Genomic DNA, 16,821 nt, shown 5'->3' on the forward strand with positions numbered 1-16,821 from the left:
ACTAACTTAACTAGGAGTTAACTATGAAATCATTAGTATTAGCATCAACTTTAGTTTTATCTTTGGTAGCAGGTTCAGCAATGGCTGCAACTTCAATGGACAGCACTGCGGTATTCCGTACTGACGCTGTAAAAGTAGAAACAGCAGATAAAGATGTTAAAAAGTCTAATGACTGGCGCCGTACTGAGTTCAATCCAGTTGAAACTGCTAAGAAAGATGCACAAGGCTCAAAAATCTGGCGTAAAATCAAGTTCTAAAACTTGAGTCTTCATAGAATTCAAAAAGAGAGCTTCGGCTCTTTTTTTTTGCCTGAAACAAAAAGTGTAAGATATAACCTTATGAATAATAAGGTTTTATGTTTTTTGTGGAGGCAAAAAATTGACACTGTGGCACTATTTTGCCGGGTGTAAGCAACCTAAAATTGCCGCTTTATTGGCGCCAGTTACTGCGGGTAAATTACTGGTAATGCCATTTTTAAAGCAATAAGCTAGCCATGCAAAGGCAATGGCTTCTACCCACTGGGCATCGATACCCAAGTCTGCGGTAGAGCTAATATTCGAATTAGGCAGTCTAGCTTGCAATTTGGCGATTAAATCAGTGTTAAAAAGCCCGCCGCCACAAACAAAGACGTCGGCATTATGTGATAGTTTTTTAATTTCGGAAGTTATTGATATTGCAGTAAGCTCGGCGAGTGTTGCCTGTACGTCTTGTGCTGCAATGGCTGGAAAGTGACTCAGATGCTGATTGAGCCAAGAAATGTTGAATAACTCGCGGCCTGTGCTTTTAGGGGCCGGCATGACAAAATAGGGATGCGCTAACATTCTATCAAGCAATGCTTGATTAACTGCTCCTGTTGCACCCCAAGCGCCATTGGCATCATAGTGGCCATCGTGATGCTGGCTATACCATAAATCGAGTAAGGTATTGCCAGGCCCTGTATCAAAGCCAGTAGTTTCACCTGATTTTCCTAGCCAAGTTATATTGGCAATACCGCCGATATTGAGAATGACACGATCTTTTTCACTGTTAAAAATAGCCCGATGAAATGCCGGAACTAGTGGTGCCCCCTGACCACCTAGCGCGATGTCTTTGCGCCTAAAATCGGCGATAGTATCGATATTGGTTTGTACCGCGATGGTACTTGCATCGCCTATTTGCAGTGAAAATGGGTAGGGGAGATTAGGCATATGACGCACGGTTTGCCCGTGTGAACCTATGGCGGTCACTGAGCTAGCATCAATATCGGCGTGAGATAGCAAGTTATTAACCGCTGTTGCAAACAGCTCACCGCAAGCGCGATCGCATTCGCCTAGTAAGTTAATATCACCTGTTTTCGGATCGGCGAGGCGATGTAAATTGCTATGTAAATGCTCTGGAATTGGCTCTTCATGGGTGGCTATTACACGTGGTTGCTCACCACTAAAGTCCACTAGTACCGCATCGACACCATCCATGCTAGTGCCAGACATTAAACCAATATACAGCTGTGCACTCACTTAATTATCCTGATTACTCGCCAACATAATACGCTTATTGGTTTCTAGCTGTGCCATACGTTTTTGTGCAATGGCGAGGAAAGCCGCTTTTTCTTTCTTAGCAATCGGTTGCGATTTGGGCAATTTAACCGTTCTTGGATTGCGGTGTACGCCATTAACTAGAAACTCATAATGTAAATGCACACCGGTTACACGGCCTGTTGCGCCTACTGTACCAATCTTTTGACCTTGTTTAACACGTTGTCCTTTTTTAACGGACTTTTTGTGCAAATGGAGATACTTAGTGACGTAGCTTTCACCATGTTTAATAAATACATAATTACCATTGTATTTGTTGTAACTTGAGGCGATGACGGTACCTGATCCTGATGCCATCACCGGCGTACCGCGTCTCGCGGCATAGTCAATGCCGTTATGTGCTTTTACTCGTCCTGTAACAGGGTGCAAACGACGAGGATTGAAGTTAGAGCTAATATATTTAAAGTTAACTGGCGCGCGCAAAAACGCTTTGCGCATACTGCGTCCAGATGCTGAGTAGTACTCGCCATCGGTATGACGAATCGCTTGATAGCTTTCCCCTTGGTTAACAAATTCTGCGGCAATAATTTGACCGGTTTTTACTTCTTCACCGTCCAAAAACTTGGTTTCATAGATGATATTAAAGTGGTCGCCTTTGCGAATATCTAACCCAAAATCAATGTCCCAACCAAAGATGTTGGCCAGATTCATAATCACATTTGGCTCTAGGCCTGCGCTGATCCCTGCATTCCAGAAGTTGGTTTCGATCACTGCGCTTGCTAGTTTTTCACGGGTTTCCAGTTCACGTTTTTCTGTGGTGGCTTCAAAACCTTTCTCAGCAGCGGTCACCACTAAGGTTGTTACAATGTCTTGTTGATAACGCAGCTCTTGCAGTTTTCCATCGCTATCGGCACCGAATTTAATAATTTGCCCGGGCATAATTTTTTTGAGGGCTTTCGTTGCTTTGCCAACCGTGGTGATATTGTGCAGGGTACGCGGGCTAAAACCTGCGCGGTCAAATATAAGGGCTAGGCTATCACCTGATTTCACTTTCACACTTTGCCATTGCAACGTAGGAACCTTAGTTTCTTCTACAATAGCGTCAACTTGCTGCTGCGAAATAGTGGTTGATTCCGTTCCTGCTGTGTGAACCTTAACTGGCGTTGTGTTTGATGGCGTGAGTTTCTGCGTGCTATTTTCGGTTGTTGCCTGTGGTTTGTTTACGGCAACCAGTGATTTTTTGTCGCCATTGATCGCGACTTCATAACGCTGAGCAACTTTTAATGTTGTGTCTTTGGCATCAGAACGGGAGGCTTGTGCATCATCACTTGGCAACAGAAAAAGTATTGCGGTCACTACAGATACAGCGAGTAAAAGCTGTTTATGACGACGGGGAAGTTGATGATATATGTGAGTCATAATCTAAAAATTTTAACTTAAGCAATTTCTCAGACAGAAAACGATTTTTAGTAGCTTATAAGTTCATTTTCCATCGCTAATCGAGTAAGATTACCAGCTTTATTTATATCCTTAAACCTATAAGCCTTATTTTAAGCCGCGATCTCAGTGATTTGTTGCATATTTGTTGATTTTTCTCATCAACTCGGGCTTTTTCACCATTGTAGGAGAGCTGTGGATGTCACAGGTAGCTGATGCACTGAGCGAAATTAAACGCGGTGCAGATGAAATTCTTGTCGAAGAAGAATTAATTGAAAAACTTAAACTCGGTCGTCCACTGCAAATTAAATTAGGCGCCGATCCTACCGCGCCAGATATTCATCTTGGTCACACGGTAATTTTAAACAAGATGCGTCAATTTCAGCAATTGGGGCATGAAGTAACTTTCTTAATTGGCGATTTTACCGCAATGGTTGGTGATCCAACTGGAAAAAATGCGACTCGTCCACCACTGACTAAAGAGCAAGTGTTAGAAAACGCTAAGTCATACACTGATCAAGTGTTTAAGATCTTAGATCCTGAAAAAACAAAAATTGCTTTTAACTCGACTTGGTTAGAAGAGTTGGGTGCTGTTGGTATGATCAAGTTAGCTGCCAACCAAACTGTTGCCCGTATGCTTGAGCGCGACGACTTTAAAAAGCGTTATAACGGTGGTCAACCAATCGCTATTCACGAGTTTTTATATCCGTTGTTACAAGGTTATGATTCCGTTGCAATGAAAACCGATGTTGAGCTTGGTGGTACGGATCAAAAATTCAACTTATTGATGGGCCGTGAGCTGCAAAAAGCCAATGGCCAATCGCCGCAATGTGTTGTGATGATGCCATTGTTAGAAGGTTTAGACGGCGTGAAGAAAATGTCTAAATCGGCTAATAACTACATTGGTATCAATGAGCCACCGTCAGAAATGTTTGGTAAAATCATGTCAATTTCTGATGAATTAATGTGGCGTTACTACGAGCTATTAAGCTTCAGACCTATCGCTGAAATCGAGCAGTTCAAAACAGATATTGCCAACGGCGCTAATCCTCGCGACGTTAAAATTGCGCTGGCGAAAGAGATCATTGCTCGCTTCCACACTGAGCAAGATGCTGAGAATGCACATAAAGAGTTCACAGAGCGTTTCCAAAAGGGCAAAATCCCAGATGAAATGCCTGAATTAACGCTTGGTGTATTGCCAATGGCTAACTTGTTAAAAGAAGCGGGTTTAGTAGCTAGTACGTCTGAAGCAAATCGCATGATCAAACAAGGCGCGGTTAAGATTGATGGCGTTAAGTGTGAAGATAACAAGCAAGAGCTTGAGTCAGGCGGCACTTTCGTTGTTCAAGTTGGCAAGCGTAAGTTTAGCCGTATTACGATTGGCTAAGTTGATTTACAACTGAGACTTATAGCTTAAAGAGGCTGCATTTTTATGCAGCCTTTTTTATTGTCTGTGTCTCGCCCTGAAATCTGTGTTTCATCCTAAAATACGTTTACACCAATCAAACACTAGTTTAATTTTCTAGTTGTGGTTAAATAACACGCTAATAACAATAATTAGAGGAATGGGTATGGAACCGAGAGTTGTAATCGACTATCAAGATGGCATTGCTATTGTCAGCCTTAATCGCGGTGAAAAATACAATGCACTTGATATGGCGATGTTTGACGGTATTACTTCTGCTGTTGCCGAACTCAAAGAGAATAAGTCTATTCGCGCTGTGATTTTAAAAGGCAATGGCAAAGGATTTTGCGCTGGACTCGATATGGTATCCGTGCTGAAAAATCCACTCAATGCTCATACGCTGCTTAAGAAAGAAGACGGAGAGGTGTCAAACTTGGCGCAAGACGTTGGCTATTTATGGCGCAGTTTACCCGTTCCTGTCATTGCAGTAACACATGGCAGTTGTTTTGGGGGCGGTATGCAAATAGCGCTAGGTGCTGATTTTAGATACTCAACGGCGGATTGTCGTTTTTCTATTATGGAAGCAAAATGGGGCCTGATTCCCGATATGAGTTTGAGCGTCACGTTGCGCGAATTAACGCGAATCGATATCGCTAAAGATTTAGTGATGACAGGACGAATATTTGAAGCGCCGCAAGCACTTGAATATGGGCTAATTACGAAAATATGTGACGATCCGTTAGCCGATGCGTTGGAGTTTGCAAAACAATTATCAACCCGTTCACCAGATGCGGTGATGTATGGTAAAAAGTTGCTTAATGATACTTGGGTTAGCGACGACAAGTCTGCGCTAGACACTGAAACTGCTTATCAAAAGAAACTGTTAGGACGTTGGAATCATCTTGTCGCGTCGAGCCGTAATTTCTTTAAAAGCCCATTGGGATTTAAAAAGCGCCAAAATGGTTAATTTCTTTGGCGCTTCAGCAATATTACATATATTGCTTGAACAGCATGTCTAGGTTGGTTTTTCTAAGTCGACCTAGCCACTTTTTGACTAAAGGTGGGTAGTCTTCAAGTGCATCGATTTCTTGCCATGACTTGATAACTGACGTGTGTTCAATGATCTTTTGATGTTCATTATCAAACATTTCACTTAGTTGCTGGTTCTTATCATCAATCATCAAACCATTTTCAATGTCGAGACGCCAAGCTCGTGGGTTTAGATTGTTGCCCGTGAGAAGGTGGTAGCGTTTATCTACTTGCATGCCCTTTAAATGGAATGAATTGGCGTCATGCTGCCAAAGACGAACAGTTAATAGTCCGCTGTCAATTGACGGTTGATGGCGTTTCACAAACTGACGCAATGATGTTTCGTAGAGGTATGGCACCAAACCTATTTTACTAAATTCTTGATCTTCCGGGATAAAGAAATCACTAGCGCGCTTGTCGCCAACCACTATTTCAATGTTAATACCTTTGCGTAATAGCTTGCTGATGTCGCGCTTTAATACACTAGGTAGATTAAAATAAGGGGTATATAGCACTAGTGATTTTTGTGTTTGCAGCATCTGCTCATGAATCACTTTATTGAGCTGATTATTGCGTTTCCCTAGGCCAATTAGTGGCGTAATTGTAATAGCATCATCTTTGTTGCAACCCGCTAGGTGATATTTACGCTTACATAGTTGTTTGTGCTGTCTGGCGACTTGCTTTTTAAATTTGTTATCCAAATTCAGTGGATGACGTCCTAGTAGGTGAACTCCCTCGCTTGGAATAAGGGCATGTTGGAGATATTCAACAAAGCTATCTGCTAGGGCTTTATTGTCTAGTAAGCAATAACGATCATAACGGTAACGCTCGCCGTAGTGCAGATAAATGTTGTTAATACTAGCGCCGGTATAGGCTAGTGTATCGTCGATGACTATACCTTTGAGATGCAATACACCAAAGAGCTCTTTTTGTTTAACCGCAACCCCATAAAACTGAATAAAGTCTGGATATTTCTCGTCAATTTCACGATAAAACGCCGCATTACCTTCGCTGTCCTTTTGGCCGATTAAGCCACGTCTAGCACGATGGAAATCAACAAAAACCTTGATGTCTAAACTAGGTACTCTCTCTTTAGCTTCGGTCAAGTGCTTAACCACAAGGCGGCCAGCTTCGTCATCTTCGAGATATAACACTGTAATGTAGATTCGAGACTGTGCATTATCAATTAGTGTCAATAGCTGCTGCAGATAATCTTTAGCGTTTAAAATTACGCTGATATCTTTAGCGTCGATGGATGCAGCAGGTAGTTTTTCTAACGTTTGTTTGCGGTTGTAAAGATGAACCATAAGTCTCTGAAGAGTTTTCTTTTTATTGCCTGTCACTTTAGCTAACAATCAGCATTTTTTAAAGAAATACCGCTATTAAAACTGCAAATTTTAAGGCGCTGGATGATTTATGAACAGCGCTGGTGATAGTTGTCGCCAAACGCCATCGCTAATTTTACTGAAACTGGTTAAATTAGTGCTTAGTTTTGTCAATTTATTGGATTAACCGAAGATGTTTGCAACTGCATTTAATGTCGCGGTACTTAGCTCCGCTGTGATGAGTATTGTTGGCGATAAGCCTCACAATCGCACTTTACACTATATTTTTAAGCCATTTACCATGTTGTTGCTCATCGGCTATATCGTGTGGGCAGGGCTGCCAAACAACACCTTTGCATTAGCGATGTTTGTAGGACTGTTGTTTAGCTTGATGGGTGACGTGTTTTTAATGCTTCCCAAAGATCGCTTTATCGAGGGCTTAGCCAGTTTTTTAGTCGCTCATATCGCCTATATCGTGGCCTTTTATCAGTTGTTCGATTGGCAGCTTACTTGGTGGTGGGCACTATCTCTAATTGGATTTGCCGCGGTGTTTTATCGTTTATTATTACCTAATCTCGGCGCTTTAAAGTTGCCTGTTATCGTTTATATCAGTGTCATTATTACCATGGTTTGGATGGCGGGGGAGTTATTTTGGCAAGGCTCTAGTTATTTGAGCGCCGCGTTGTTTATCGGCGCCGTTGTTTTTGCTTGCTCTGACTCTGTACTGGCTTGGAATAAGTTTAAAAAGCCGTTTAGAGGTGCGCAGTGGGCAATTTTACTCACCTACTTTGGCGCACAATGGCTCCTCAGCCAAGCTATTTTATTGTCTTAGCAAGCTCTTTGTTGAACAGTGCATTAATAGCTAATTCGCATGCTAGCGGAGATTGACTCGTTCGGTGCTATTTGCCATTTATTGTCGCTGATAGCGCCGCGCTCTACACACACAAAATTGCGATAGTCGCACACATCTGCCATTTGACTGGCCAGCTCTTTACCCGGATTCCAAACAATGGCGCTTGGGCAATTGTCACCATCAATAATAACAGGTGTCGTCGTGTTGATTTGTTGAGTTTGAGTGGCGGTAACGAAGGCGCGATCGACCTCCTCGGTAAACCTTTGTTGGCCATCTAAAACAGCTAGTGCGTTTTCTTTGGTTTTGTCTAAATAATGTTGAGCGTCTAGGCCGTCGACTGAAATATCTTCCACATTATTGACTGCGAAATAGCTATGAAACGCCCATTCACATTCTAAAGATTTACGGCTGCGATTCTCAAAGACGAAGTTTAGGTTTAATTCATCGCTAAGTTCAATGATGACCTTGATAGCAAAGTCATGATAGTTATATTGCTGACTCAGCTCGTTTTCCATTAAGGCGAGTGTAATAGTAACTTTGTTATCTTCCGTCGTTGTTATAGATTCTTCATGCCACATACTGGTTCGGGCAAAACCATGACTCAGTTGATGATCTGGATGGTTACCAAACCAAGGGGCACACACCGGAATACCGCCTCGAATAGCCTTACCTGATTTGAATATCGCCTTCTTACTTAGCCAAAGAAGAGGTTGCTTATCTTTGGCTTGAAATTCTAAGATTTGCCCGCCATAGCGTGAAATCACCGCACGACATAACGGTGAATCAACAATGATTAACGGTAGCGATTCTTCGCCTTGGTAAAGAGATCGAGTGTCGCTATAACTGATGTAAGGTGAATTCATAAATAGTAATAGAGTGAGATTTTGGCAGAGATTGTAGCAATAATTATCGGTATAATTCCCGGAAATTTTATTCTGAGAATTAATATTTATGAAAACAGTGAATGTTGCGGTGGCGGTGATTTTAAACAGCGAACATCAAGTGTTACTCGCTTTACGCCATAAACACCTTCATCAAGGAGGAAAGTGGGAGTTTCCTGGCGGCAAGATTGAACAAGACGAAACCGTAGAGCAGGCGATGATCCGCGAAATTAAAGAAGAAGTCGGGTTAATTGTTAATGCAACTGAACCTAAAATGATGCTCGAGCACGATTATGGTGACAAAAAAGTATGTCTACACGTTCATTGGGTCAGTGACTTTAGCGGAAATGCTTACGGCGTTGAGGGGCAGGAAATAAAGTGGGTTGATGTCGCTAAGTTGCCAGAGTTTGAATTTCCAGACGCCAATCAACCCATTATTGATGAGTTAATGAGTTAGCACTGGAGGGTTTAGTCTTCGTCTGGCCTGAATAGGTCGTCGTTAATTGGCAGGTCGAATTCGTCAAAGGTTAATGACTCGGTGAGTGATGGGCCTTCTATGGTGTTAGATTCACTCGCCCACTCGCCTAAATCAATAAGTTTGCAGCGCTTTGAACAAAAAGGACGAAATTCGCTACTTGGTGCCCAGACAACTTCTTTGCTACAGGTTGGACAATTAACTACGGTCATGATGACTCTCTAAAATATCAATTAATAGGGAGATCATAACGTCAGTATCAACAACAAGAAAGTAGAAATTTGACGTCTTGCACCGGGTGATCATTCCATGACTGAAAACGAACAGCATAGCGGTTTTTATAGCCGCTAATCGTTGGATAATGATCTTGATGAGCCATTAACTTAATACGCAGTAGCTGTAGTTGTTCACAGCTATTTTGATAAAATCCTTCACGAGCTGTTACTTCTTGGTAGGACGAAGATTCTCTTGTTAATTGCAGTAGGAGTCTTATAGCTTCTATTGATTGCTCAAAAGGCGCTAACCAACGTTCAATATCTTGTTCTTTCTTCTGCTGTGGTAAGTGGTTCCAATAATGAAGTAATGGCGTATCAAAAGGGCTACCACCACCTGGGAGTGATGATTTGTTTTTGATTTGAGCTAGCAATGGATCCTGACAGAGATTTTGCTGCGGTTTATTGGGCTGAGATTGAGCTGCTTTAAAGGTTTCTAATTTATCAATTAGCAGAGTCAATTGTTCTTGATCGATATTCTCTTCATTACGCCACTGATTTAAGGAGTGTTTTTGAGTATCGAGATCTCGGATAAGCTCTTTTTTTAACTCGCCGCGATCAAATTGCTCGGCAAGCGAAAACAATAAGCCAAAGAAGGGTTTAAATAATTCAGGTTGTTGAACTGCTTTGTAACTCAGCAATTGGTCGCTGAGGTTTTCGATCCGCAAGTAACAACGGATCTTTTCCGTCAGCGGATACTCATAAATAATTGTCTCTGACATAATGGCAACGTAACAGTTAAAATAGCGATTCTAGTCGGCTTAATCTGCCTTTATCCGCCCCTATATCTGATTGTAAATTCTATTTTTTATTAGGGAATGCTGAATCGTTACTTTCTAAAAATAATGCCTCAGGATCCTTCCTGTGCAATTTTTGAGTACTCATGATGCAATTTTTTTACATCATTAGTCAACTTATTGATCATTCCTGTGTTTTTTATAACATAATCGGCGCTTTTCAGTCGTTGCTCTCGATCGATTTGTGAGGCGATAATGGCACGAGCTTGTTCAAGTGAGCTACCATCACGCGCCATGGTGCGGGAAATCTGCGTTGCGACATCTACATCGACGACTAAAACGCTATTGACCATGCCTTGCATGTTATTTTCTAACAATAAGGGAGCTACCAAGATACAGTAGGGGGAGCGACAGTCATTAAGCTGAGATACGATGGTTTGACGAATTAACGGGTGTAAAAGATTGTTCAGCCATTGTTTTTCGTTTTCATCGTTAAAGATTATATTGCGTAGTGCTGAGCGGTCTAACTCACCATTTTCTTGAATAACACCAGCGCCGAAATGTTGCTCGATGTCAATGAGCGCAGGTGTGCCAACAGCAACCACTTCTCTGGCAACGATATCGGCATCAACTAAATCAACGCCCAAAGTTGCGAACATATCGGCAACCGTGGTTTTACCGCTGGCGATGCCACCAGTCAACCCAATGATTAGCTGGCTCATAATCCCATATATCCGAGATAGGCAGTATTGATTTGCTCGCCCCACATTAGCGCTATCCAACCCGCGATGGCGAGATAAGGCCCAAAAGGAATTGCCATCTCTCGGCCTTTATTACGATTAACCATCAAGGCAATGCCGATAATTGCACCGACCACCGAAGATAAAAGTATTGTCAGTGGGAGATATTGCCAGCCTAACCAAGCACCAATAAGCGCGAACAGTTTAAAATCGCCATAGCCCATACCTTCTTTACCGGTTAGCAGCTTGAAGCTCCAATAGACAGCCCATAAACTCAAATAACCTGCGACAGCGCCGAAAAAGGCGCTATTAAGATCGGTAAACAAGCCGCCTGTATTGGCAAACAGCCCTAGCCACAGTATTGGCAGAACGATGCTATCAGGAAGTAGCATGGTATCAAAATCGATAAAGGTTAGTGTCACTAAGGCGTAGGTTAGTACAATAGCTGCAATTGCTTGCCAGCTAACGCCAAATTTCATGGCTACAGCGAGAGATAATAGGGCAGTGATAAATTCAACAAACGGATAGCGCTTGGAAATTGGCGTTTTACACTCACTGCATTTGCCCCTAAGTACTAGATAGCTAATCACCGGAATATTTTCTAATGCGGTAATTTGATGATTACATTGCGGGCATGCCGAGCGTGGCACGGCTAAATTAAATATCTCATTGTCTTGATTTTTATCTAATGGGCTTTCGGCGTTTTCTAATGAGAAATATTCTTTCGCTTCGTTTTTGAATGCGCGCTCCATCATGATAGGTAAGCGGTGAATAACCACATTTAAAAAGCTGCCTATCAGCAAGCTAAATACAAAGACAAGGCCGTAAAAATACAGCGGCTGCTGTTGCAGCAAAACAACGAATTGATTCATGAAATACTCTAAAAGACTAAACAATATTACCCATTTCAAAAATAGGAAGATACATAGCGACAATTAATGAACCAACAAGTCCACCGATAACAACCATGATTAAGGGCTCAACGAGAGTAGTTAGGCCTTCTACTGCATCATCAACTTCCATTTCGTAAATATTTGCAACTTTATTAAGCATGTCGTCTATAGTGCCAGCCTCTTCGCCTATCATTATCATTTGAACTAACATATTAGGAAAAATATTCGATGCTCGAATTGCAATATTAAGCATTAGTCCAGACTCTACATCCTTTCTTGCTTCTAGTATCGCCTTTTTATAAATAAAGTTGCCGGAAGACCCCGCTGCCGATTCCAGTCCTTCTAGCAAAGGCACACCCGCAGTAAAAGTAGTTGCAAGAGTACGGCTAAATCTAGCGATGCAAGATTTTCGGATAATTGGACCAATAATAGGAATTTTTAAAATAAATATGTCGGTATTATTCCGAACTACTTCCGATTTAAAATGCGCTTGTTTGAATAGGTAGCCCGCTAGGAATAGACCACCGATGATAAAGTACCAGTATTTCTGAACGACCTCTGAAATTTCTAAAACAAAGACTGTGAAAGCAGGGAGCTCTGCACCAAATCCTGCAAATATGGACTCAAATTGTGGTACCACAAAAATTAATAATAATAGTGTCACAAAAAATGCGACAACTATTACCGAAATAGGATATAAAAGCGCCTTCTTAATTTTTGATTTGAGCGCTTCAGTTTTTTCTTTATAGGTTGCTATGCGGTCAAAAACTTGATCAAGAGATCCTGATTGTTCACCCACAGCTACAAGATCACAATATAAATCATCAAAATATTTAGGGTGTTGTTTTAAGGCATCGGCAACGGGAACTCCCGATTGTATATCGCTATTTATTTGATTTAATAATTCTCTAACTTTTGGCTTTTCGTGACCTTCTGCAACTATTCCCATGCTTTGAACCAAAGGAACTCCCGCAGTAAGCATTGTTGCTAATTGGCGAGAAACCATTGCTATATCTACCGGCAATATTTTATAAGCTGCGCCAAGTTTAAGAATTGGTTCCGGTCTTTTCTTGATTTTTGTCGGGTTTACGCCCTGTCTTTTAAGGCTTTCTTTGACATCTTTCTCACTCGTCCCTTTATACTCACCATTGACACGATCTCCCTTGCGGTTGATCCCCTGCCATTGATAAGAATGAACAGTGACTTTTTTATTTGAATTTGAGCTTGCCATAAATTAAGGGTACCGTTTATCTTAAAAACTAGTTACACGGTTCACTTCCGCGAGACTGGTTACACCCTGCAGTGCTTTAATTAATCCTGATCTTCGCAGAGAGTTGACGCCTTGCTCGCGCGCGGCATCTGCGATTTGTAAAGAGTTACCACCTTCCATAATAATACGCCCGATAGATTCTGTTATAGGCATTGTTTCATAAATACCTACTCGCCCCTTATACCCACCGGAACACTTATCGCAACCCTTCGCTATATAAAATTTTATATCATCTACAAGTTCGTCGCTTGAAAATCCTAGCTTTAGTAACTGCTCCTGAGGAATATTTTCGTGTTCCTTACAATGCACACAAAGCCGGCGAGCCAGACGTTGTGCAATAATTAAAGTCACCGAGCTTGCTATATTATAACCTGGAACCCCCATATTCATAAGGCGTGTAATAGTTTCAGCGGCAGAGTTAGTGTGCAGAGTGGATAAAACTAAATGGCCAGTTTGCGCTGCTTTAATAGCAATTTCTGCTGTTTCTAAGTCACGAATTTCACCTACCATCACTATATCGGGATCTTGGCGTAAAAACGCTTTTAATGCTGAAGAAAAGTCTAGTCCGGCTTTTGGATTTATGTGAACCTGATTAACGCCTGTTAAATTAATTTCAACAGGATCTTCAGCAGTTGAAATATTCCGCTCAGGTGTATTGAGAATGTTAAGACCGGTATAAAGAGAAACTGTTTTTCCAGAGCCTGTGGGACCAGTTACTAAGATCATTCCTTGGGGGCGTTGCAAGTTCTCCTCATACAGTGCGCGCTGTTCATCTTCGTAACCCAATTGCTCAATGCCCATCATAGCAATAGAAGAGTCGAGAATACGTAACACTATTTTTTCGCCGAACAGCGTTGGCAACGAGCTGACACGAAAATCGATTGACTTCTTTGCCGAGATTTTTAGCTTTATACGTCCATCTTGTGGCACACGTTTCTCGGCAATGTCCATCTTTGACATGACCTTTAAACGTGCAGCTAGTCGAGATGCTAGATACGCAGGCGGAGAACCTATTTCGTGCAAAATCCCATCGATACGAAATCTAACTCTATAGTTTTTTTCATAGGGTTCAAAATGTAAATCAGAAGCTCCTTTTCGAATCGCATCCATTAGAAGCTTGTTAATATAGATGACGATGGGTTGGTCATCCGTATCTAACTCACTTTCCTGTGAAGAAGAACTTTCAGGATCGCTGAGTTCAAGGCTAGCTAGTTCTTGTTCGTCAAATTCACTAACTGATAAAGCGCTTGAATCTGTTTCGAATATTTTCTTTATTTTATCTTGCAGTTGCTTTTCACATACAAGAATGGGTTCGGTACGCATTCCTGCATTAAATTGAAACTCTTCAAGAGCAGTCTGATTAGTAGGATCCCCCATAGCTACGTATAAACGACTTCCACGCACAAAAAGAGGTAGAGCAGAGTGCTTGATTACCCGTTTTTCGTTCATAAGGTCAGAAGGTAATTGATTATCGTCAAAAATCGTTAAATCGAATATTGGGGTGCCGTGATCTACACTACATACATTTGCGAATTTTTTAGAGTCTATTAGATTGCTGTTAACAAGATATGTTAACAATGGGACGCCGTCGTTACTGGCATTTTTAACTGAAGAATTAATTACTTCCAAGTCTAATAACTCGTGGCGCAAAAGAGTATTGGTTAAACTGTGGAAGGAGGGAGTCATCACGTGTTTCCTTGTTGTGATATTTAATGATATTTCTTTTTATTTGATTCTATCTTAAATGTTAAAAAATAAAACTAAATAAAAAGCTCGGAACAATCCGAGCTTTATAGAGATGAAGAGAAAAAGGCTTATTATTCGCCGCCTTCGCCTTCGCCTTCGCCTGATTCTGGTATATCACCTAGCGTTGGACGGTATTGTGCTAATACTGTACCACCAGCAGTACCTTCGTCTACATAATAAATAACTGCACCAACTGCATTTACTGACGCGGTAATTATTAATGTTTTTGTATCCAGTTCACTTGAATCAGTTCCTGTATAAGTCACTGTAATTGCACTTCCGTCCCAGTTTACTGAAGCAACGTTTCCAGTTGCTAGCTCTGTTGCTGCGGTGATTGTTGCACCAGTCGATTTATTTACTAATCCAACTTTAGCTAGTTCACTCCAATCTTCAGGTAAGTCACCCTTTAAAGCAGCCCACTCTGAGATAGCATTTTGTAATGGGCGAATCGCTGCCGTTGCTTGCGTAGCGGCAGTAGTGCGTAATGTGTATGTTTGATACTGTGGTACAGCAACTGCACCAAGAATACCAATGATTGCAACAACAATCATTAATTCAATTAGGGTAAAACCTTTTTGCGAATTCATAATTTTTCCTTATGTAAATAAGTTTTAATAGACTTTAAGTTTGTTTATCAAAACTGTTAAAAACAGCGAACTGTTATGGCCTGTTACTAAGGCATGCAGCGCTCTATAACAGTCTCTTCAAAATTATCACCTGTAACATTAAATAACAATTTTTTTTTAATAAAAACTACTACAAAAGTAGTGTTTTCATAATAAAGTGCTATTAAGTTAAGTTGATCTAATATTAAAGTTATTTCACTAAACGCATCGATAAATCAATAGCTTGTACATGTTTTGTTAGAGCGCCCACTGAAACGTAATCAACGCCCGTTTCGGCATATGTTGCAATAGTGTTATCGTTAACATTACCAGACACTTCGAGTTTGGCTCGACCATCGGTTATCTCAACCGCTTGCTTCATCATATCAACGGTAAAGTTATCAATCATTATGATATCTGCTCCAGCAGCGAGTGCTACTTGTAATTCGTCTAATGTTTCTACTTCCACTTCGACAGTTTTGATTGGATATAAATCACGGGCTTGTTTAATGGCATTGTCGATCCCGCCGCATCCCATAATGTGATTTTCTTTAATCAAATAGGCGTCGAATAAACCGATACGGTGGTTATTGCCACCACCACATGTTACCGCATACTTTTGTGCATTGCGCTGCCCAGGGATGGTTTTACGGGTATCTAGTAGCTTGGTATTTGTATGTTTGATCAACTCAACGTATTTATTAGCTGTGGTGGCCGTGCCAGATAGCATTTGAATAAAGTTCAGTGCGCTACGTTCACCGGTAAGTAAAACACGAGTGGGGCCACTTAATTTACATAACACTTGGTTTTGAGTGACTTTGTCGCCGTCTTCAACTATCCAATCAATGGTTACGCAATCGCCTAATTGTTTAAACACTTCATCTGCCCAAGCTTTGCCACAGAAAATCGCCTCATCGCGAGTAATAATAGTGGCTTGTGATTGACTATCTTCAGGAATGAGATTGGCGGTGATGTCTCCTTCCGTGTAATTAAGATTACCTAGGTCTTCATTTAACGCTTGTGTAACGGCTAATTCGATTTCTTGTTGATTCATCATTGGTTCGTTCGATTTATTTTCGTGAGATGATTTTAAATCATCTATAAAATTAATGCGAAGATTCTCTGTGACTTATTTCTAAGGAAGTGTCAGCGTAAGTGTCTTATTCGATTGACGTAATTCAAGATGCTTAAGCGCATTCATGCCCAATAAGATAACATCGCCATCCATGCCGGGGTTTAAGTGGCCTTCAATATTGGTAAAGCGCAAACTTCCAAGCTCTAGTGAGTCGATTTGTGTGGCAAAAACGTTGATAGAGCCATTCGCGGTAGAAATTGGATAGGTTTGTCCTTTGCTTAATTGCAGTCGATTGGCAAGGTGACTAGGAATTGAAATTAATGTTGCGCCAGTGTCGAGTAGAAAGGTTACTGGTTCGCCATTAATCAGTCCGCTTGCAACATAGTGGCCACGGCGATTTTGTTTTAAGACAATTGATTGGCCATTACCTGTAGACTCTACAATCTGATTCGGGTTGTATTTCTTGCTCAAACTGTCATTAAAATAGAAGGTGAGGGCAGCCAAGACAAGGCACCAAAATATCACCCACATTATTTTTCCAGTTCGTTCCATATCAAAAGCGTC

18 protein-coding genes are annotated in these 16,821 nt (G+C 41.3%); 5 read left to right on the plus strand and 13 right to left on the minus strand.

The annotated features are described in order from the left end of the window. The first annotated feature begins 23 nt into the window (after nucleotides 1–23). On the plus strand, nucleotides 24–257 hold the full coding sequence (locus MHM98_RS18055; protein WP_239440799.1) for a hypothetical protein: 234 nt from the start codon (nucleotides 24–26) through the stop codon (nucleotides 255–257). 135 nt (nucleotides 258–392) lie between these two features. Here the strand turns inward: MHM98_RS18055 and MHM98_RS18060 are convergent, their stop codons facing one another. Next, the gene (locus MHM98_RS18060) at nucleotides 393–1,496 is read right to left on the minus strand and encodes an anhydro-N-acetylmuramic acid kinase (protein WP_343229223.1); all 1,104 of its coding nucleotides are present in this window, start codon (nucleotides 1,494–1,496) and stop codon (nucleotides 393–395) included. Then, nucleotides 1,497–2,933 (minus strand): peptidoglycan DD-metalloendopeptidase family protein, encoded by a 1,437-nt coding sequence (locus MHM98_RS18065; protein WP_239440800.1) that lies wholly within the window; start codon nucleotides 2,931–2,933, stop codon nucleotides 1,497–1,499. A gap of 217 nt (nucleotides 2,934–3,150) precedes the next feature. Here MHM98_RS18065 and tyrS point away from each other — a divergent pair, with 217 nt between their 5' ends. Both tyrS and MHM98_RS18075 read left to right on the plus strand, forming a co-directional pair. Further along, nucleotides 3,151–4,338 (plus strand): tyrosine--tRNA ligase, encoded by a 1,188-nt coding sequence (gene tyrS / locus MHM98_RS18070; RefSeq protein WP_239440801.1) that lies wholly within the window; start codon nucleotides 3,151–3,153, stop codon nucleotides 4,336–4,338. A gap of 184 nt (nucleotides 4,339–4,522) precedes the next feature. Next, entirely contained in the window at nucleotides 4,523–5,323 is an 801-nt protein-coding gene (locus tag MHM98_RS18075) for a crotonase/enoyl-CoA hydratase family protein (protein WP_239440802.1), read from the plus strand. A gap of 22 nt (nucleotides 5,324–5,345) precedes the next feature. Here MHM98_RS18075 and pssA read toward each other — a convergent pair whose 3' ends face one another. Beyond that, complete coding sequence (gene pssA / locus MHM98_RS18080; protein WP_239440803.1) at nucleotides 5,346–6,692, minus strand: CDP-diacylglycerol--serine O-phosphatidyltransferase; 1,347 nt, start codon at nucleotides 6,690–6,692, stop codon at nucleotides 5,346–5,348. Between the two features lie 211 nt (nucleotides 6,693–6,903). Between pssA and MHM98_RS18085 the strand changes: the two genes are divergently transcribed. Next, on the plus strand, nucleotides 6,904–7,542 hold the full coding sequence (locus tag MHM98_RS18085) for a lysoplasmalogenase (protein WP_239440804.1): 639 nt from the start codon (nucleotides 6,904–6,906) through the stop codon (nucleotides 7,540–7,542). 23 nt (nucleotides 7,543–7,565) lie between these two features. Here MHM98_RS18085 and MHM98_RS18090 read toward each other — a convergent pair whose 3' ends face one another. Next, nucleotides 7,566–8,426 carry a D-hexose-6-phosphate mutarotase gene (locus MHM98_RS18090; protein WP_239440805.1) on the minus strand — a complete coding sequence of 287 codons (861 nt, stop codon included), beginning with the start codon at nucleotides 8,424–8,426 and terminating at the stop codon, nucleotides 7,566–7,568. An 88-nt stretch (nucleotides 8,427–8,514) separates the two neighbouring features. On the opposite strand from MHM98_RS18090, the gene mutT reads away from it, so the two are divergent. After that, a complete protein-coding gene (mutT, locus tag MHM98_RS18095; protein WP_239440806.1) occupies nucleotides 8,515–8,901 on the plus strand; it encodes an 8-oxo-dGTP diphosphatase MutT in 387 nt (128 codons plus the stop codon). An 11-nt stretch (nucleotides 8,902–8,912) separates the two neighbouring features. Here mutT and yacG read toward each other — a convergent pair whose 3' ends face one another. The 9 genes from yacG to MHM98_RS18145 all read right to left on the minus strand — a co-directional run bounded on the left by yacG (nucleotide 8,913) and on the right by MHM98_RS18145 (nucleotide 16,788). Beyond that, entirely contained in the window at nucleotides 8,913–9,134 is a 222-nt protein-coding gene (yacG, locus tag MHM98_RS18100) for a DNA gyrase inhibitor YacG (protein ID WP_239440856.1), read from the minus strand. A 44-nt stretch (nucleotides 9,135–9,178) separates the two neighbouring features. After that, a complete protein-coding gene (zapD, locus tag MHM98_RS18105; RefSeq protein WP_239440807.1) occupies nucleotides 9,179–9,913 on the minus strand; it encodes a cell division protein ZapD in 735 nt (244 codons plus the stop codon). A gap of 128 nt (nucleotides 9,914–10,041) precedes the next feature. Further along, on the minus strand, nucleotides 10,042–10,650 hold the full coding sequence (gene coaE / locus MHM98_RS18110; RefSeq protein WP_239440808.1) for a dephospho-CoA kinase: 609 nt from the start codon (nucleotides 10,648–10,650) through the stop codon (nucleotides 10,042–10,044). Further along, nucleotides 10,647–11,540, minus strand: coding sequence for an A24 family peptidase (locus MHM98_RS18115; protein WP_239440809.1), 894 nt, complete (start codon nucleotides 11,538–11,540; stop codon nucleotides 10,647–10,649). The genes coaE and MHM98_RS18115 overlap by 4 nt, the downstream gene beginning before the upstream one ends. Before the next feature lie 16 nt (nucleotides 11,541–11,556). Beyond that, entirely contained in the window at nucleotides 11,557–12,792 is a 1,236-nt protein-coding gene (locus MHM98_RS18120; RefSeq protein ID WP_239440810.1) for a type II secretion system F family protein, read from the minus strand. Between the two features lie 21 nt (nucleotides 12,793–12,813). Continuing rightward, complete coding sequence (gene pilB / locus MHM98_RS18125) at nucleotides 12,814–14,517, minus strand: type IV-A pilus assembly ATPase PilB (protein WP_239440857.1); 1,704 nt, start codon at nucleotides 14,515–14,517, stop codon at nucleotides 12,814–12,816. Nucleotides 14,518–14,648: 131 nt separating this feature from the next. Then, nucleotides 14,649–15,164, minus strand: coding sequence for a prepilin-type N-terminal cleavage/methylation domain-containing protein (locus tag MHM98_RS18130; RefSeq protein ID WP_275441680.1), 516 nt, complete (start codon nucleotides 15,162–15,164; stop codon nucleotides 14,649–14,651). A gap of 229 nt (nucleotides 15,165–15,393) precedes the next feature. Next, nucleotides 15,394–16,236, minus strand: coding sequence for a carboxylating nicotinate-nucleotide diphosphorylase (gene nadC, locus MHM98_RS18140; RefSeq protein ID WP_239440811.1), 843 nt, complete (start codon nucleotides 16,234–16,236; stop codon nucleotides 15,394–15,396). Nucleotides 16,237–16,317: 81 nt separating this feature from the next. Beyond that, on the minus strand, nucleotides 16,318–16,788 hold the full coding sequence (locus MHM98_RS18145) for a TIGR02281 family clan AA aspartic protease (RefSeq protein WP_239440812.1): 471 nt from the start codon (nucleotides 16,786–16,788) through the stop codon (nucleotides 16,318–16,320). Nucleotides 16,789–16,821 lie beyond the last annotated feature (33 nt).

The organism is Psychrobium sp. MM17-31, from assembly GCF_022347785.1.
Taxonomy (GTDB): domain Bacteria; phylum Pseudomonadota; class Gammaproteobacteria; order Enterobacterales; family Psychrobiaceae; genus Psychrobium.